Here is a 15,502-nt window from a genome sequence, read left to right as displayed (position 1 = left end):
TGAGATTTCGCCCGCTCGCATTCTTGAACTCCGTTGAAACATCGTTGAGCGGGAAAGGGTGGGACCAGTTCGCAGCACGGACTGGACCGACGTGGGCCACAAGCTGGGCCACCTCCTGGGTCACAAACATCGCTAATCAAAGAAATAAGCGAGTAAAATCAAGGCTTAGTGGATGCGTTCGGTTCGCTCCGAGCGCACCAAAGCTTCAACCCATTGAAATATAAGGCTTGAGAGATCGCCAAGCGAGGTCTCGTCAAGAGCCTGTTCAAATATCAATCGGATTCATTTCGAACGATAGAGCAGCACGCGTCCGGCTGGGATGAGCTGGAGCAGAACATCGTAGTCGCCGATGTTCGCAGTCAGGACAACCAAGCCGAGCTTCTGCGCTTGAAGGAACAGCACGCAGTCTTGGAGCGCGCGCATCTTGCCGTCCTTTCCGTAGCCTTGGAGGCGGCAGAGGATGCCCGACAGCAGCGCCGCACGTCCGAGAATCTCGTTGTCCGGCGGAAAGATGCGATGTGGTGGCATCGCCCTGATCTGCTTGCCGATGACCTCAATGACGGTGGCGGTTCGCGCATCGGATGGATTCAATACCCCGACCGTGTGCATCAGTTCCTGGATCGCGACGGTCGAATGGTTGACCTGTCGTTGGGCGATCAGATCGTCCAGGATCCGAGGGGAACGATCCTGCATCTGATCGATGTAAACGCAGGTATCAAGCAGAAGTCCTTGTCCGCCGATTGAGCCCGTATTGACGAACGGAAGTTCATTGTCGCTTCGTCGCGTCAGCGTTCTTTGCGGATCGAAGCGCGCCCACCGCCGGGCAGCGTCGAAATCGAACTCCGTCACCTCAGAAGCCGAGCTTCAGCTTCGGGTCGACCTTGCCACGAGACTCCTTGAACGTGTCGGCGAAGTTATCCTCGAGCGCGACCGTTGCCAGGGCAAATTCAATCAGGTCCGTATCCGTCTCGATGCCGGTCTGGCGTTTGGCCTGGCTGACCAATGCCAGGCTCACCCTGCCACCAATACGACCGCCTTTTTCGTTCAGGAGACCGGACTTTTCCGCTGCCCGCATAACCGCTTCGAACCGTGTCTTGCTGACCACATGCCGACCGGTCGTCTGCTCGCGATGAACGGTCTTGATCTTACTCAAGCCGCCTTTAGCCGTGCCTGCCGCCTGCTTGCCCCGGCGCGTTGGGGACTTGCCTGCTGGTGCCTTGGTCATGGCGTATGCCGATGTTGAACAGAATTCAGTTCTGTCCAACATAGCGCTGCAGCGACCGAGCTTCAAGCGAGCGCTCGGGCGTTGATGGGGCGCAATTCCGCAACCGAAGCGGCGTTCGATCGGATTTTCTATCGCGCCGTGGGCAGCGTCGCGAAGGGATCGAGCGCGGGCACGCCAAGCGGCTCGAAATGCTTCAGATTGCGCGATAGAATCGTCAATCCGTGCTGCAGCGCTGTTGCGGCGATGATGATGTCGGCGAAGCCCGGCGATTGCCCTTCTCCGCGCGCGCGATCGGACAACATTCCCGCCACGCGAGCCGTTGCGACGTCGAAGCCGAGAACGCGCTCGCCATAAAGATGCAGCAGAGTATCGAGCCAGGCGTCGAGGTCGGCCGCCTTACGTGTCGCGCCCTGACGTCGCGCCTTGGCGATGCCGTCCCCGATTTCCGCGACCGTGACAGCCGAAACATAAAGCTGCGGCGAATGATGGTCCATCCAAGCGATCAGAGCGGGGGACGCTGATCTCGAAGGCGCACCGGCCGAGATCACGTTGGTGTCCACCAGATACACCGCGTCAAAACTCGGTTTGACGCGGCGGCGTGGCATCGCGTGGCGGCAGGTCCTCCGGCGCGAGTGGCGCGGCCATCAGCAGGCGGCCGAACGAGGGCATCTGCGAAAGCCGCTCCCATTCCCGATAGCTCAGAAGCACGGCCTCGCGTTTGCCATGCCGGGTGATGATGGCCGGCTCGCCGCTGACGGCATCGTCGACCAGTGCCGATAGGCCGGATTTCGCATCCCGAAGCTGAATCTCACGCATAGCGAGGCCTCAACGAGATATATGACTACAGTAGTCATATGGCCGTTCTGTCGCGCAGATCAAGCCGCGTTCGCTATCGTTGGCGTACGCGGAGAGTTTCCGATTCCGCGCGTCTTCGCGTGAGCCGGCGCTGTTGGTTGGAAAGCGCTGTTTAATGATTGAGCGGTCGCGGCCGTGCGGTGAGGCCGATCGGGCCGCGCTGCAGGGCGGCGGGCGCGATCGCGGCGCTGCCGGAGATCTGGCGGACCGGGGCGCCGGCGGCGGTCGCTGGCGCAGCTTCGTCCAGCTTGGTCGCGCCCAGCCCGGCGCCGGCCGTCGCATGATGCGACGCGACGGGAATCATCGCCCGGATCGCCGGCTGGCTCTTTTCCGGGATGCTGAACAGGACTCCCGCAGGAATCGGGAAGGCGATCAGATTCGCGGACGCCGCCATCGGGGTCTGTCGCGGCCACGGCGCGCGCTTGGGCAGCGGCGTCTGGCCGCGCGCCAGATGCCTGGGGCCACCGACCGACTCCGTCATGTGGCCGGCATTGAGACCAAGATCGGAGACCGCGGGCCCTGGCAGCATCTCGGCGTTGGCGAAGCTGAAGCTCGGCACCTTCGGCCAACGCGAGATCGCAACCTGTTCGGTGATCGGACGCAGCCGCCATTGCGACGGCTCGGTCGGCGTCTTCGGCCGATCCGGCGTCGCCGGCACAACATGCACGATGCGGAAGCCGCGGGCCTTCAGCTCGTGCAGGATCTGCGGCAGCGCCGCCACCGTGCGCGGCTGGATGTCGTGGAGCAGCAGCACGCCGCGCCCCTTGGCCTGCAGCCGGCTCATGGCTAGGCCATAGACGGCGGCCGGCGAAATGTGCCGCCAGTCGTCGGCGGGGAAGTCGGCGCTCCAGGTCTGGATGCCCTGGGAGCCGAGATAGCCTTCGACCGCCTCGGCCCGCAGCAGGCCGGGAATCCGGAAGAACGGCGCCACCGCCGCGCGGTCGCCAAGCGCGGTCGCGACCGCGTCGATGCCCTCATCGACTTCCTGCTTGGCCTGCTCGACCGTCATCCGGTGGAAGCTGAGCGGATGGTTGTGGCTGTGGGTGCCGATGCTGTGGCCGGCGTCGTGCATTCTGCGCACGCCGTCCGGATAGGCCTTCGCCATCCGACCGACCACGAAGAACGTCGCCTTGACGCATTCTTTGGCGAGAATATCGAGCACGGCGTTGCTGTGACGCGGCAGCGGGCCGTCGTCGAAGGTCAGCACCACCTCATGGTCCTGGAGCGGCAGCGTCTCGGCGTATTGCATCGTGCCGATCCGCGGATGCTCGCGCGGATCCACCACCAGCGTCCGGGAGGTCCCGAGTGCGCCGGGGTTGCCCGGGCAATCGGCCGCCATCGACCGGGTGGCGGGGAGGGCCAGCGCTACGGTCACACAGGCGATGCCAAGCAGGGACCACGTCCGGGCCCTTCGTCGAAACAGTTCACTTGCCATCGCGAGACCACGCACCCCGGATCATCAGACCAGCCATACATCACAGTAGAACAGCGGCCTGAACGGCAGCTTAACTGTCGCATTGATCACGATTTGTCGCTTCGCACCAGCGCGCGATCATCGCGTCGCGTGCGACCCTCCCGCGACCGCGGGGTGTTCGGCGGGTGGCGGCACGACATGCACGACGCGATAATTGTTCTCGCGCAGATAGCTCAGGAAAGCCGGCATCATCGCGACGGTCTGCGGACGCGGATCGTGAAACAGGATAATGCCCTTGCCGGCGGCTTCGAGCCGATCAGTGATCAGCTTCAGCTGCACCTCCGGAGTCATCAGGTTCCAGTCGCTGGCCCAAAGATCCGCACCCCACACGACGATACCGCGTGATTCCAGATCATCGAGCAGCGCCGGGGTCGATTCGAAATACGGAAACCGAAAGAACTTCGTCGTCGATATCGCGTAGCCCTTGCCGCGGAGAACGTCCTCGTCGGCGGCGATGCCGCGGTTGATCTCGTCCAGCGCGTCGGCGTGGCTCAGCTTCGTCATGTGCTGATGCGACCAGGTGTGGTGCGCGACGGTATGTCCCTCGGCCGCGATCCGGCCGACCAGAGCGGGCATCTCGGACGCCGGCCTGCCGACCAGGAAGAACGTCGCCTTGACGCATTCGTCGGCGAGCGCATTCAGGATCTTCGGCGTCGTCGCCGCAGGGCCGTCGTCGAATGTCAGCACCACCTCATGATCGTCGAGCGGCAGCGTCTGCGGAAAGCTCTTGGTGCCGACACGCGGATATTTCGCGGCGTCGATCACCATGGTGCGCGCGGTGCCGAGCACGCCGGGGTGGGGACACGAGGCGCCCTGCGCCGCGGAGCCGAAGACGCCGAGAGCAACTACCGCGGCCGCTGCTTTCGATACGGTCATGACACCCCTTCTGGCCGATGGATTGATCGCGGGCGTCACGAATCTCATTGCGCCGTGCGTCACCGATTGAGTATTGCCAAATGCACGCGATCCGCCGATCGACAGCGCATCTTGCCCGATGGCGCGCGAAATCTGCAACCGATAAAACCCGCGGGGTCCGCCATGGCCGACGATATCGACGCGGTCGGGCGAGCCGGCCAGCCCATTCTCGACCCGCCGTTGATGCGGGACGAGCAGGGCGAAATCAGGGCCGACTTCGTCGGGGCGGTGTCCCGCGCGATCGCCACGGAAAATGCGCCCTTCCTGCGCGAGATCGTCTCCGATCTCCATGAGGCCGATGTCGGCGATCTGATCGAAGCGCTCGATTCCGACGAGCGCGTGCGCCTGGTGGAACTCACCGGGACGGATTTCGACTTCTCGGCGCTGAACGAGGTGGACGAGACCGTCCGCGAGGAGATCCTCGAGGAACTCGAGCCCGAGACGGTCGCCGAGGGCGTTCGCGAACTGGATTCCGACGACGCCGTCGAGCTGCTGCAGGTGCTCGACGAAGAGGATCAGGAGGAGATCCTCGACAAGCTGCCGCCGTCCGAGCGCGACGCGATCGAGCGCAGTCTCGACTATCCGGAAAACTCCGCCGGCCGGCGGATGCAGACCGAATTCATCGCCGTGCCGCGCGACTGGGACGTCGGCCAGGCGATCGACTTCATGCGGGATACGCCCGATCTGCCGGAGCGTTTCTACGAGATCTACGTCGTCGACGGCGCCAATTACTGGCAGGGCGCGATCGCGCTCGATGCGCTGTTGCGGTCGCACCGCAACGTGCCGCTGGCCGATCTGATCGACGAGGACCGCCGTAAGGTCTCGGCGTTGGACGATCAGGAAGAGGTGGCGCGGCTGTTCGGCAAGTACAATCTGGTCGCGGCACCGGTGGTCGACCCCGATAACCGGCTGGTCGGCGTGATCACCATCGACGACGTGGTCGACGTCATCGAGGAGGAGGCCGACGAGGACCTCAAGGCGCTGGGCGGCGTCACCAGCGACGAAGAGCTGTCCGACCGGGTCTGGACCATCGCCCGCGGCCGGTTCAACTGGCTGCTGGTCAACCTTGCGACCGCGTTCCTGGCGTCCTCGGTGCTCGGCCTGTTCGAAGGCGAGTTGCAACAGATGGTGGCGCTGGCGGTGCTGGCGCCGATCGTCGCCAGCCAGGGCGGCAACGCCGCCACCCAGACCATGACCGTGGCGGTGCGGGCGCTGGCGACCCGCGAGCTCGGCCCCAGCAACGCCTATCGCGTGGTGATGCGCGAATTGCTGGTCGGCCTCGTCAACGGCATCGGCTTTGCGATTATCACCGGCCTGGCCGCCTATGCCTGGTTCCGGGTGCCGGGCCTCGGCGTGGTGATCGGGCTCGCGATGGTCTGCAATCTGGTGGCCGGTGCGCTCGGCGGAATCCTGATCCCGATCGCGCTCGACCGGGTCCGCGCCGATCCCGCCGTCGCCTCGGGGACGTTCGTCACCACGGTGACCGACGTGGTCGGCTTCTTCTCGTTTCTCGGCATCGCCACGCTGTGGTTCGGATTGAAGTAGCACGCCTTCATCGGCTGTTAACGCCGCTGGCGGACGATCTGATCATGACACATCAGTTGCAGAGGCTGCGCCTGAAGGCGGATGGACGGATCGTCGAACTACGCGACGGGCGTGAGTGTCCGCTGGTCCCGGATGAGCCGGCGATGTCCGGGCCGGCCGTGCCGGTCGTGCGCGACCTGCGTCGGCGCGCCCGGCTGACCCAGATCGAATTTGCCGCGCGGCTCGGCGTTCCGGTCGAGACCATCCGGAACTGGGAGCAGGGCAAGCGGATTCCGCGCGGTCCGGCGCGGGCGCTGCTGTCCGTGATCTCGCACGCCCCGGAGACGGTATTCGCCGCGCTCGCCGCGCCGGTTGCGAGGAATTCGTCGGCCCCGTAGTCCGCTGCGATTGGCAGCGCGGAGATCCGGGGACATACTGCGGCAACGGGTCTTGCGTTGCCGACTACGAGGCGACCGACATGCAGTTTGTTGAAGCCCACGGCGCGAAAATTCCAGCGATCGGGCTCGGCACCTGGGAGCTGAGCGGTCACGGTTGCTCGCGGGTCGTCGAGCAGGCGCTCCGGCTCGGCTACCGCCACATCGACACCGCACAGATCTACAACAATGAACGCGACGTCGGCGAGGGCATCCGCAACTCCCATGTCCGGCGCAGCGATGTGTTCGTCACGACCAAGGTCTGGACGACGCATTTCGCGCCCAGCGACCTGCTCCGCTCGGCGAAAGACAGCCTCGTCAAGCTGCGGCTGTCGGAGGTTGATCTGCTGCTGCTGCACTGGCCCAATCCGCACGTGCCGCTGGAAGAGACGATGGGCGCGCTTGCGCACGTCCGGGACCTCGGCATCGCGCGCCACATCGGCGTCTCGAACTTCACGGTGGCGCTGTTGGAGAGGGCGGTCGCGGCCTGTCCGGAGCCGCTGGTGTGCAATCAGGTCGAGTATCATCCGTTTCTCGACCAGACCCGGGTCCTGGCGGCCTGCGCCGACCACGGCGTGGCGCTGATCGCCTACAGTCCGATCGCGCAGGGACACGCCAAACAGAACGAAGTCCTGACGCGGATCGGCGCCGCGCACGGCAAGTCGGCCGCCCAGGTCTGTCTGCGCTGGCTGGTGCAGCAGAACGTCGCCGCGATCCCGCGAACCTCGCGGATCGAACGGCTGTCGCAGAACATCGACGTGTTCGACTTCGAACTCACCGACGACGAGATGGTTGAAATCTTCAGCCTGGGTAGTCCCCAGGGCCGTCTGGTCCACACGCCGACCGAGCCGGAATGGGACTGAGGAACACTCCTCCGGATTGACCCGGCCTGCGAAATCACGCACCTCGCGCGGACGTTCAAGATCACGCGGGTGACCGATGTTCTTCGTGCTCTCCAAGATTCTCGGCTTCTTCCTCCATCCTTCCAACACGATCGCGATGATCTGTTTGGCGGGCGCGCTGCTGCTGCTGACGCGATGGCGGCGCGCCGGTGCGCGGGTGCTGGGCGTCGGCGTCGTGCTGCTGCTCGTGGCCGGTTACTCGCCGCTCGGCAGCGTGCTGTTGCTCACGCTGTCGGAGCGCTTCCCGCCGTGGCAGTTCAACGGCCGCGCGCCGGACGGGATCATCGTGCTCGGCGGCGCGATCGACTCCGAGGTCAGCGCCGCGCGGAGTTCGCTGGAGATCGATTCGTCCGCCGAGCGCGTCGTCGCCGCGCTCGAACTGGCGCGGCAATATCCGCAGGCGCGGATCATCTACAGCGGCGGCAGCGGCAATCTGATCGCGAATTCGGTGGCCGAAGCGCCGATCGCAGGCGAGCTGCTTGCCCGTTTCGGCGTTGCGCCGGATCGCGTCGTGCTCGAAAGCAAGTCACGCACGACCGCGGAAAATGCGAGCTTCACGCGCGAACTGGTGTCGCCGAAGCCCGGCGAGGTTTGGTTGCTGGTGACCTCGGCGTTTCATATGCCGCGGTCGATCGAAGCCTTCCGCGCTGTGGAGTTCGATGTTCAGGCCTATCCGGTGGATTGGCGGACGCGCGGCTGGCGTGATGCGGCGCTGCCGTTCGACCGGCTGAGCAGCGGCCTCGCGCGCATGGACGTCGCGGTCCACGAATGGGCCGGCCTGCTGGCCTATCGGCTCGGCGGGAAGGGCGCGGCGCGGCGACCGTCGCCGTAGCGGCGCCGCGCGTTCGGCGCGGATCCCGATCGCAAGACACCGGTCTCCGCGTTTGCGGGCGCGCCGCGTCAGTCGTGCCGCGGCAGACCGAGCCGATAGACCCCGCGGAAGTCGGTCGGGTCAGCCGGTTTGCCCTTGCGGTAGATCACCAGTCGGCCGGCCATCGCCAGCGCGACGGCGCTACGGCGGATCGGCATCAGCAGGCCGTGCCAGTCGCCTTCAGGTGCGATCGCATGGGCGATTTCTGGCGCGCTGAGCGTGCCGGGGCTGGCCTTGGTCAGGACGGAGAGGAGGGCGTCTTCGAGAGACGCGGGCGTGGCGCTGGGCGAATCCTGGATGTTCATCCGTCACACCTGCAGCATCGCGCCGCTGTCCGCAACAGCCGCTTCCGTTCGGATGGAATCAAAACCGATGCTCGAGATTCCGATTCCGAAGCGTTGTCTCGATGCGAACCGGCGCCGAATTCGCGCGAAAACGCTCTGATTGACAGCCGGCCCGGCGACGCGATTGAGTGTGTCGCGCAGGCCGCTTGGAATCGGCTGCTTCTGGAGTTCATCGATGGCGCGGACGCTGGTAATCGGCAACAAGAACTACTCGTCCTGGTCGATGCGGCCTTGGCTGGCGCTGAAGGCCACCAATATCGCCTTCGACGAGGTGGTGATCCCGCTCTACACCGGCGACGCGGACAAGCGGCGCATTCTTGCCTTCACCGACTCCGGCAAGGTGCCGGTGCTGATCGATGGCGACGTGACCATCTGGGATTCGCTGGCGATCATCGAATATGCCGCGGAACGCTTCCCCAAGGCGCGGCTCTGGCCCGACGACGTCGCGGCGCGCGCGCACGCGCGATCGGTCTCGGCGGAAATGCATTCGGGGTTCGCGGCGCTGCGCAACGAATGCGGCATGAACATCCACCGCCCGGTCGGACCGAAAACGCTCTCGGACGCCGCGCAGGCGGATATTGCCAGGGTCAAGCAGATCTGGACCGACTGCCGCGAGCGCTATGGCCGGTTCGGGCCGTATCTGTTCGGCGCCTTCAGCGGGGCGGACGCCATGTTCGCCCCGGTCGTCCATCGGTTCCGCACCTATGCGATCGAGCTGGATCCGGTTTGTCAGGGCTATATGGCGGTGATGATGGCGTTGCCGGCATTCCAGGAATGGACCGAGGCGGCGATGGCGGAGACCCTCGTCATTGCCAAATTCGAGATCGATTGAAGCCCAGTTCCCGCCGCCGCGGCGTCAGCCTCCGGAATCGACCGGTTTTTCCTCCTACCTCTCTGAAAAATCTGCAAAATCGACGCGTGAGCTATGCCCTCTGATCACTGGTCAGCAGACCGGTGCACATGCTATGTAAAATGCCGGGGTTTCAGTCGGTTGCAGGTGGGGATCCTTGGCAGCCGGCGTGGCGCATGGAGTTAGAGCGTTGAAGCACAAGTTCGTGGTTGGTGAAAATGTGTATTTTACCGCCAGCAACGTTGCCCGCCCGGCAGCGAGCGGTATCTACGAAGTCATCCGGTTGCTCCCGACTGATGGCTCCGACTGCCAATACCGCATCAAAAGCTCGTCTGAAACCTTCGAGCGGGTCGCCAAGGAAAGCCAGCTCACGGTTTGCTGACCGCGGGCGTTGGCTGACCGTCGTCTTTTCGCGTACCCCCTTCACTGAGAGCAACTCCGATCTCTCCGGTACCGCGGCATGAACGCGGTTGGTCAAAGCTTGCGCGTATTTTGGTCGCAAAGCCGGTGTTGATTTGAACCGGACTGGCGCAAGGGGACAACGCGCATGGAGTGGGCTTCATGGTCGGCTGCAGCCGACCGAATTTTACATTCGCCGAATTTGCCGATCTGGGCCGCGATCGCCGCGTCGGCCGTTTTTGCGCTGATTCTCGTCATCGCCTTGCTGCGGGCCGACAAGTCGGTCGCGAATGGCGTGCTCGGCATCGTCACGCTGCTGGCGGTCGGGGTGGCCGGCTTCGCATCGTGGCGCGTGTTCGTCGACGGCGCGGGCAGTGGCCTGCGCAGCGTTGACGCCGCCCGGGCGATCAGCCCGATGCCGGCGCTGGCCTGTGTCGACGATCTCGCCGGCGACGCCGTGCAGGCGGCCTGCGAACGCGCGCTGTTCGGCTCGCCCGAGACGGTCGCCGCGGCGGTGTCCTACGCCTCCGCACGGCTGGCGCAGTTGACCTCGCTCGGCGACGTCGCTTCGGCGAACAAGCGGATGACCCCGGACATTGAACGGCTGCGCCGCTCGATCGAGCGCGACCGCTATGGTCTGATCGCCTATGTGCTGACCGCCCAGGATCGCTGTGTGCCTGATCGATGCGCCGCGTTTCAATCGCTGACCGATCCCAGCCGGATCGCTGCCAACATGAACGAGCACGTCTACGAGACGGCGGTGACGCGTGCTGCGCCGTCCTGGGGAGCCGGGAGCGGCCCGCTCGCCGCTGCCGCGCCGGGCGGCGTCCTGGGCATCGTCGAGGCGCCGAGCGGCAGGCCGACCAACGCCGATTTTCCGACCTCGTCCTCGATTCCTCCGATTTCGATCATGGCGGAGCCCCCGCCGGCGCCGAAGTCGAGCGCCACAGCCGGATCGCCGTCGCCGAGGCCGGCCGCAACGGCCGCCGGAGCGGCGGGCGGCAACGCGGCCGCTCACAACTCGCCGTCGGCCGCCGCGAAACGCGCTCCGGCGCCAGCGCCGGCTTCGGCGGACGCGCAGGCTCCCGCCAACGCGCAAGCCGCCGTCAGGCGTCCCCCGCCGCCGCCGCCGAAGCCAAAACCGCCTGTGGCCGCCGCGCCGGTCCAGCTTGCGCCGGAGGAGGCAAGTTCGGATAACTGAGCGCGAACCTCTCCCGCATCAGGACGCATCCGAACCATGGCGCTTCATCTGATCAAGCTGGCGGTCGGCTGCGAGTCGGTCAACGACCTGACCAGCCGCATAGCCGATCGCGCCAGGCTGGCGCGCCAGCAGGGGCTGCCGCCTCAGCACGTCCACATCACCCGCATGGTGCCGAAGCGCGACGCCGAGCTGCTCGATGGCGGCTCGATCTATTGGGTGATCCGCGGCGAGATCGCCGCGCGCGAAAAGCTGATCGGCATCGAGCCGTTTCGCGATGGCGACGGCATCGGCCGTTGCCGGCTGATCATGGAGCCGAAGGTCCATCCGGTGAACCCGCGGCCGATGCGGCCGTTCCAGGGGTGGCGTTATCTCAAGACGTCCGACGCGCCGCCGGACCTCGGCAAGGCCGCGGAGAGCATCGCGGCGATGCCGGAGCCGATGCGCCGCGAATTGCGCGAGCTGGGATTACTCTAGGCAACCACCGGCTGCACAGCGTCGATCGCCGTCGCCTTGCTGCTCGCCCGGACGTACGAGCGGGAACGGCCGGCGCGCTGGGGCAGTCCCGGTCGGCGTGCGCGGGTGCTCCGGATCTGACGCCGCGGTGCACTCAGCGACCGATCCGCGGCTCGGCGATTCCGACGATGTGGGCGACCTTCAGGATCGTGAGGCGGTGACGACCGGTCTTCACCAGCCCCTGCTTTTGCCACGCGCTCAGCGTGCGGCTCACGGTGAAGTAGGTGAGACCTGCCATCGAGGCGAGGTCGAAGCGGGTGATCGGGAATTCGATGTGAATGCCTTCTGCCGATTCCGTGCCGGCCTGCGCAGACAGGCGCAGCAGGCAAGCTGCGATCCGCTGCTCGATGCTCTTGCCGGTCAGCTCGGTCGCCCGATTCAGCATCTCGTGCGCGCGATCTCCGACGATCGACAACACGTTGTCGGCTATCCCGGGATGTCGCCTCGCCAGATCCAGGAACGCGCACGCGCGCCAGACCAGCACGGTCGCATCCTTGATCGCACTGGCGGTCGCGGGATAGGCGGGACGCCGAAGCGCCGCCACGCAGCACAGATCGCCCGGCCGCGCGATCCGCAAGGTGATCTGCTCGCCGTCGGAATTGATCTGGGTGATCCGAAGTAATCCGCCGACGATCTGAAACAGGTAGTTCGGCGGATCGCCTTGATGAAACAGAACCTGTCCCTGTTGAATGCGCCGAAGCATCGCGGCGTTGAACAGCAATGCAATCTCGGTTTCCGACAATTGCGAAAACAACGCGCTGCGTGCGACGGACGCGCGTAGGGCACCCTGGTCCATGGTCGAGCCTGTAACGTTCATTGTTGGGCGGGCGCTTCCCGAGGCTCTCCCTATCAGCACGAAACGCCGTTGTGGTTTTGAAGCCCTCTAATCGGCGCGCACATTATTGTCACAGTGGATGTCAAACGCCGCGCCAGCGACGATGCCGTCGCGTTGTTTGCGTCAAAGCAAAAAACTCGACCGCCCGCTCGGTATGTTCGCGCACGATCGAGAAAGCCCTCTCGCCATCGAGATCATTCCAGAAGGTCACCGTCATGGTCGACGCCGCAGGGGCGAGCTCCCCGGGCGGTCGCTCGGCATGGCGTTGTCCGATCCTTCAGCGTGACGCGTCGAACGACGACCGCCGCGGCGTTCAAGTAACGATTTGACGAGGGCATCGATGAACGGGGATACACCAACCAAGGTCGCGATCGCGACCGGGACTATCAGGCAGGCAGGCGGCGGAGCGTTTCGGACCGTCACGGCAGCCGTGCTGTTGTCCTCGGTCAGCCAGGCCTGTCTCGCGCAATCGGCGACGCCTGGATCGACCATCGCGCTCGATCCGATCCTCGTCGAACAATCGCGGCAGCCGGAGCGGTCCGCGGTGCGCTCGCGGACGGTGGTCTCGCGACCATCGGCCTCCGCGCCTACCGCCGCGCAGCAGCAGGCGCAGCCAGCCCAGTCCGCGGACGTCGTACGCCGTCGCTTCGACGTGCTGCCCGGCGGCGTCGCGCTGGTGGCCCAGCAGGACATGGCCAGTCGCGGCAATCCGACGTTGGCCAACAGCCTGAGCGGTATCCCCGGACTGATCGTGCAGAATTTCCTGGGCTCCAATGACCAGCCGCGGATCCAGATGCGCGGGGCCGCCCAGCAGAATCCGGCCGAGCGCGGCGTGCTGATCCTCAACAACGGTTTGCCGATCAATCGCGCGGACGGCTCCTTCATCGTCGGCTTCGCCAATCCGCAACAGGCCGAGTCGATCGAAGTGTATCGCGGCTACATGGCCAATCGCCTCGGCGCCACGGTGCTGAGCGGTGCGATCAATTTCGTGTCGCCGACCGGTTCGAGTCAGCCGGGCGCCCAGATCGGGGTGAGTGGCGGCAGTTTCGGCCAGTTCAACACCAGCGGTCAGGTCGGCGGCAAGAAGGATAATGTCGATGCGTTCTTCCAGTTCGACACCACCAGGCGCGACGGCTTCCGCGACTACAATTCGTCGGAGCGCGTCAGCGTCAACGGCAATGTCGGCGTGGCGCTGTCGGAGAACGTCAAGACCCGGTTCTTCATGGGCTACACCGACCTCGGCTTCGACGTCGCGGGTCCGCTGAACAAGGCCGCGCTGTACGCCGATCCAAAGCAGACCGCGACCGGGCCGAGGGTGGTCGGAGGCGTCGCGACCAACCCCGGTCCCAATGCCGTGCGCGACAAGCCGCGGCGCGAGGCCAGCCAATTTATGGTCGGCAACCGCACCACGGCGACGTTCGACGCGCATCTGTTCGACGTCGCGATGGGCTACACCTACACCGACGACCAGTTCCGCTTCCCGATCTCCTCAGGCGTCCGCACCACGCAGGGCGGCGACTTCACCGGCGTGGCCCGCTACGCCTACAATCCGGCTGCCGCGCTGCTGCCGCTGTTCGAGACCACCGCGCAATACAGCGTCGGCTCTGCCGATCGCGGCTACTACCTCAACCAGAGCGGCCAGACCGGCGCGCAATTCGGCGCCAACCGGCTGAACGCCCAGACGCTGTCGCTCTACGCGGGAGCCAACGTCCCGGTCTGGCAGCAATGGGTTCTGTCGCCTTCGATCTCCTACGCCTATGCGACGCGGGACAACGACGATGTCTACACCGCAGCGCGGCGTCCCACGATCGCGTACAACCCGTCGAACCCGACGGCTCTGCTGCCGAACGGATCTGTGGCGACCCAAAGCAGCAGCTATTCGCGCAATTATTCAGGCTGGAGTCCGAGCCTCGCCTTGACCTACCGGCCGGACGCGATGCAGACCTTCTTCATCGCCGGCAGCCACAGCTTCGAGCCGCCGACCCATGACGACCTGATCGCGACGGTCAACGGCACGCCGAATTCCAGCCCCGGCCGTCCGACTCCGAACGGTGCCTTGCTGGCGGCCGCCGCGTTCGCGACGCCGAACCTGGGCGCGCAGACGGCGAACACGGTGGAAGGCGGCTGGCGCGGTCGCACCGATCGCTTCTCCTGGGACGTCGTGACCTATTACTCATGGGTCGACAACGAACTGCTTACGCTGCGGGACGTCACCGGCGCGGCGCTGGCGGCGGTCAACGCCGACCGGACGACGCATTTCGGCGTCGAACTCGGCGCCGGCGTCAGGTTCAGCGATCGGTTGTCCGGACGTCTAGCCTACACCTATCAGGATTTCCGCTTCGCCGGCGATCCGGTCCGCGGCAACAATCATCTCGGTGGCGTGGTGCCGCACCTCATCCATGCGCAATTGCAGTTGCAGGCGACCGACGCCTGGATGGTGCAGGGCGCGGTGCGCTGGAGTCCGACCGAGGTGGCGGTGGACAACATGAACACGCTGTTCGCCGACCCCTACGCGGTGGCCGATCTGCGCACCGAGTACCAGATCGACAAAACCTTCCGCGTGTTCGGCGAGATCACCAATCTGTTCGACAAGACCTATGCGGCCACCACCCTGGTGGTCGATCAGGCGACGTCCGGCCAAGCGGCGTTCCTGCCGGCCGACGGGAGGGGATTCTACGCGGGTATCAAGGCGAAGTTCTGAGCAGCAAAGAAATCGAATTCGACATGAGTCAGCGCATAAAAGCAGTGGCGGCGATCGTCGCTACCGTGGTCTCGACGGCTGCCGCGGCGCAGTCGGCGAGCCTGGAGCACTTCCTGGAACAGTGGGACGGCAATGGCGACGCCATCGTCACCGGTGCGGAGATCCGACAGGGGCGAGAGCAGCGGTTTTACGCCTTCGACGTCGACGGGAACGGCTACATCGATCAGCAGGAATACGCCCGCTTCGACAAGGTGCGGGAGGCCGGCATCGCGCGTTTTTCTCCTGAAGACCAGGTGAACATCCGGCGGGTCGCCAAGGGACTGACGCGGGAGTGGAATGACGCCGACGGCGACGGCCGCGTCTCTCGCGCCGAATTCCTCGACGGCGGCGACACCTGGTTGAAGGCGCTCGACAAGGACGGCGACGGCGCGGTCACCCTGAAGGATCTGGGGCCGTGAC

20 protein-coding genes are annotated in these 15,502 nt (G+C 65.4%); 10 read left to right on the top strand and 10 right to left on the bottom strand.

Features of this window, described 5'->3' with window-relative positions; genetic code table 11:
* Nucleotides 1-282: 282 nt before the first annotated feature.
* The 6 genes from BMY71_RS16200 to BMY71_RS16175 all read right to left on the bottom strand — a co-directional run bounded on the left by BMY71_RS16200 (nucleotide 283) and on the right by BMY71_RS16175 (nucleotide 4,430).
* The gene (locus BMY71_RS16200; RefSeq protein WP_092685082.1) at nucleotides 283-849 is read right to left on the bottom strand and encodes a type II toxin-antitoxin system VapC family toxin; all 567 of its coding nucleotides are present in this window, start codon (nucleotides 847-849) and stop codon (nucleotides 283-285) included.
* Nucleotide 850: 1 nt separating this feature from the next.
* Nucleotides 851-1,225, bottom strand: coding sequence for a hypothetical protein (locus BMY71_RS25300; protein WP_244526079.1), 375 nt, complete (start codon nucleotides 1,223-1,225; stop codon nucleotides 851-853).
* 128 nt (nucleotides 1,226-1,353) lie between these two features.
* Nucleotides 1,354-1,794 carry a type II toxin-antitoxin system VapC family toxin gene (locus tag BMY71_RS16190; protein ID WP_011503479.1) on the bottom strand — a complete coding sequence of 147 codons (441 nt, stop codon included), beginning with the start codon at nucleotides 1,792-1,794 and terminating at the stop codon, nucleotides 1,354-1,356.
* Between the two features lie 4 nt (nucleotides 1,795-1,798).
* Nucleotides 1,799-2,041 carry a type II toxin-antitoxin system Phd/YefM family antitoxin gene (locus BMY71_RS16185; RefSeq protein WP_092685080.1) on the bottom strand — a complete coding sequence of 81 codons (243 nt, stop codon included), beginning with the start codon at nucleotides 2,039-2,041 and terminating at the stop codon, nucleotides 1,799-1,801.
* Nucleotides 2,042-2,192: 151 nt separating this feature from the next.
* Complete coding sequence (locus tag BMY71_RS16180; protein ID WP_092685078.1) at nucleotides 2,193-3,515, bottom strand: polysaccharide deacetylase family protein; 1,323 nt, start codon at nucleotides 3,513-3,515, stop codon at nucleotides 2,193-2,195.
* 117 nt (nucleotides 3,516-3,632) lie between these two features.
* Nucleotides 3,633-4,430: a polysaccharide deacetylase family protein gene (locus tag BMY71_RS16175; protein WP_092685331.1), complete on the bottom strand. Its 798-nt coding sequence runs from the start codon at nucleotides 4,428-4,430 to the stop codon at nucleotides 3,633-3,635.
* Nucleotides 4,431-4,592: 162 nt separating this feature from the next.
* Here BMY71_RS16175 and mgtE point away from each other — a divergent pair, with 162 nt between their 5' ends.
* The 4 genes from mgtE (at nucleotide 4,593) to BMY71_RS16155 (ending at nucleotide 8,161) form a co-directional block, all read left to right on the top strand.
* Nucleotides 4,593-6,014, top strand: coding sequence for a magnesium transporter (mgtE, locus tag BMY71_RS16170; protein ID WP_092685076.1), 1,422 nt, complete (start codon nucleotides 4,593-4,595; stop codon nucleotides 6,012-6,014).
* Nucleotides 6,015-6,070: 56 nt separating this feature from the next.
* Nucleotides 6,071-6,391 carry a helix-turn-helix domain-containing protein gene (locus BMY71_RS16165; RefSeq protein WP_092685329.1) on the top strand — a complete coding sequence of 107 codons (321 nt, stop codon included), beginning with the start codon at nucleotides 6,071-6,073 and terminating at the stop codon, nucleotides 6,389-6,391.
* A gap of 80 nt (nucleotides 6,392-6,471) precedes the next feature.
* Nucleotides 6,472-7,290: an aldo/keto reductase gene (locus tag BMY71_RS16160; protein WP_011503473.1), complete on the top strand. Its 819-nt coding sequence runs from the start codon at nucleotides 6,472-6,474 to the stop codon at nucleotides 7,288-7,290.
* Nucleotides 7,291-7,366: 76 nt separating this feature from the next.
* Entirely contained in the window at nucleotides 7,367-8,161 is a 795-nt protein-coding gene (locus BMY71_RS16155; protein WP_092685074.1) for a YdcF family protein, read from the top strand.
* Nucleotides 8,162-8,229: 68 nt separating this feature from the next.
* On the opposite strand, the gene BMY71_RS16150 is transcribed toward BMY71_RS16155, so the two are convergent.
* Both BMY71_RS16150 and BMY71_RS24445 read right to left on the bottom strand, forming a co-directional pair.
* A complete protein-coding gene (locus BMY71_RS16150; RefSeq protein ID WP_011503471.1) occupies nucleotides 8,230-8,505 on the bottom strand; it encodes a DUF3253 domain-containing protein in 276 nt (91 codons plus the stop codon).
* Nucleotides 8,506-8,508: 3 nt separating this feature from the next.
* Nucleotides 8,509-8,748, bottom strand: a complete 240-nt coding sequence (locus tag BMY71_RS24445) for a hypothetical protein (RefSeq protein ID WP_139202654.1) — start codon at nucleotides 8,746-8,748, stop codon at nucleotides 8,509-8,511.
* Here BMY71_RS24445 and BMY71_RS16145 point away from each other — a divergent pair.
* From BMY71_RS16145 to BMY71_RS16130, 4 genes are all read left to right on the top strand, one after another.
* A complete protein-coding gene (locus BMY71_RS16145) occupies nucleotides 8,720-9,376 on the top strand; it encodes a glutathione S-transferase family protein (protein WP_092685072.1) in 657 nt (218 codons plus the stop codon). The genes BMY71_RS24445 and BMY71_RS16145 overlap by 29 nt on opposite strands.
* A 208-nt stretch (nucleotides 9,377-9,584) precedes the next feature.
* Complete coding sequence (locus BMY71_RS16140) at nucleotides 9,585-9,776, top strand: hypothetical protein (RefSeq protein WP_041805362.1); 192 nt, start codon at nucleotides 9,585-9,587, stop codon at nucleotides 9,774-9,776.
* Nucleotides 9,777-9,941: 165 nt separating this feature from the next.
* Nucleotides 9,942-10,994, top strand: a complete 1,053-nt coding sequence (locus BMY71_RS16135; RefSeq protein WP_092685070.1) for a hypothetical protein — start codon at nucleotides 9,942-9,944, stop codon at nucleotides 10,992-10,994.
* Nucleotides 10,995-11,030: 36 nt separating this feature from the next.
* Nucleotides 11,031-11,468 carry a DUF1489 family protein gene (locus tag BMY71_RS16130; protein WP_092685068.1) on the top strand — a complete coding sequence of 146 codons (438 nt, stop codon included), beginning with the start codon at nucleotides 11,031-11,033 and terminating at the stop codon, nucleotides 11,466-11,468.
* 133 nt (nucleotides 11,469-11,601) lie between these two features.
* On the opposite strand, the gene BMY71_RS16125 is transcribed toward BMY71_RS16130, so the two are convergent.
* The gene (locus tag BMY71_RS16125; RefSeq protein WP_244526078.1) at nucleotides 11,602-12,303 is read right to left on the bottom strand and encodes a Crp/Fnr family transcriptional regulator; all 702 of its coding nucleotides are present in this window, start codon (nucleotides 12,301-12,303) and stop codon (nucleotides 11,602-11,604) included.
* A gap of 121 nt (nucleotides 12,304-12,424) precedes the next feature.
* Nucleotides 12,425-12,559 carry a hypothetical protein gene (locus tag BMY71_RS25465; protein WP_283804819.1) on the bottom strand — a complete coding sequence of 45 codons (135 nt, stop codon included), beginning with the start codon at nucleotides 12,557-12,559 and terminating at the stop codon, nucleotides 12,425-12,427.
* A gap of 123 nt (nucleotides 12,560-12,682) precedes the next feature.
* Here BMY71_RS25465 and BMY71_RS16120 point away from each other — a divergent pair, with 123 nt between their 5' ends.
* Both BMY71_RS16120 and BMY71_RS16115 read left to right on the top strand, forming a co-directional pair.
* Complete coding sequence (locus BMY71_RS16120) at nucleotides 12,683-15,043, top strand: TonB-dependent receptor family protein (protein ID WP_092685064.1); 2,361 nt, start codon at nucleotides 12,683-12,685, stop codon at nucleotides 15,041-15,043.
* Between the two features lie 23 nt (nucleotides 15,044-15,066).
* A complete protein-coding gene (locus tag BMY71_RS16115) occupies nucleotides 15,067-15,501 on the top strand; it encodes an EF-hand domain-containing protein (RefSeq protein ID WP_092685062.1) in 435 nt (144 codons plus the stop codon).
* Nucleotide 15,502 lies beyond the last annotated feature (1 nt).

This window comes from Rhodopseudomonas pseudopalustris (assembly GCF_900110435.1).
Lineage (GTDB): Bacteria > Pseudomonadota > Alphaproteobacteria > Rhizobiales > Xanthobacteraceae > Rhodopseudomonas > Rhodopseudomonas pseudopalustris.
Note: the sequence above shows the minus strand (reverse complement) of the source record. Positions and strands in the feature narration are given on the sequence as shown.

What these genes read in the sequence shown, in the direction of transcription:
- BMY71_RS16185 (WP_092685080.1), bottom strand. Translation starts at nt 2,041, where the DNA reads ATGCGTGAGATTCAGCTTCGGGATGCGAAATCCGGCCTATCGGCACTG.
- BMY71_RS16135 (WP_092685070.1), top strand. Translation starts at nt 9,942, where the DNA reads ATGGAGTGGGCTTCATGGTCGGCTGCAGCCGACCGAATTTTACATTCG.
- BMY71_RS16175 (WP_092685331.1), bottom strand. Translation starts at nt 4,430, where the DNA reads ATGACCGTATCGAAAGCAGCGGCCGCGGTAGTTGCTCTCGGCGTCTTC.
- mgtE (WP_092685076.1), top strand. Translation starts at nt 4,593, where the DNA reads ATGGCCGACGATATCGACGCGGTCGGGCGAGCCGGCCAGCCCATTCTC.
- BMY71_RS16125 (WP_244526078.1), bottom strand. Translation starts at nt 12,303, where the DNA reads ATGGACCAGGGTGCCCTACGCGCGTCCGTCGCACGCAGCGCGTTGTTT.
- BMY71_RS16130 (WP_092685068.1), top strand. Translation starts at nt 11,031, where the DNA reads ATGGCGCTTCATCTGATCAAGCTGGCGGTCGGCTGCGAGTCGGTCAAC.
- BMY71_RS16155 (WP_092685074.1), top strand. Translation starts at nt 7,367, where the DNA reads ATGTTCTTCGTGCTCTCCAAGATTCTCGGCTTCTTCCTCCATCCTTCC.
- BMY71_RS25465 (WP_283804819.1), bottom strand. Translation starts at nt 12,559, where the DNA reads ATGACGGTGACCTTCTGGAATGATCTCGATGGCGAGAGGGCTTTCTCG.
- BMY71_RS25300 (WP_244526079.1), bottom strand. Translation starts at nt 1,225, where the DNA reads ATGACCAAGGCACCAGCAGGCAAGTCCCCAACGCGCCGGGGCAAGCAG.
- BMY71_RS16115 (WP_092685062.1), top strand. Translation starts at nt 15,067, where the DNA reads ATGAGTCAGCGCATAAAAGCAGTGGCGGCGATCGTCGCTACCGTGGTC.
- BMY71_RS16145 (WP_092685072.1), top strand. Translation starts at nt 8,720, where the DNA reads ATGGCGCGGACGCTGGTAATCGGCAACAAGAACTACTCGTCCTGGTCG.
- BMY71_RS16180 (WP_092685078.1), bottom strand. Translation starts at nt 3,515, where the DNA reads ATGGCAAGTGAACTGTTTCGACGAAGGGCCCGGACGTGGTCCCTGCTT.
- BMY71_RS16160 (WP_011503473.1), top strand. Translation starts at nt 6,472, where the DNA reads ATGCAGTTTGTTGAAGCCCACGGCGCGAAAATTCCAGCGATCGGGCTC.
- BMY71_RS16120 (WP_092685064.1), top strand. Translation starts at nt 12,683, where the DNA reads ATGAACGGGGATACACCAACCAAGGTCGCGATCGCGACCGGGACTATC.
- BMY71_RS16150 (WP_011503471.1), bottom strand. Translation starts at nt 8,505, where the DNA reads ATGAACATCCAGGATTCGCCCAGCGCCACGCCCGCGTCTCTCGAAGAC.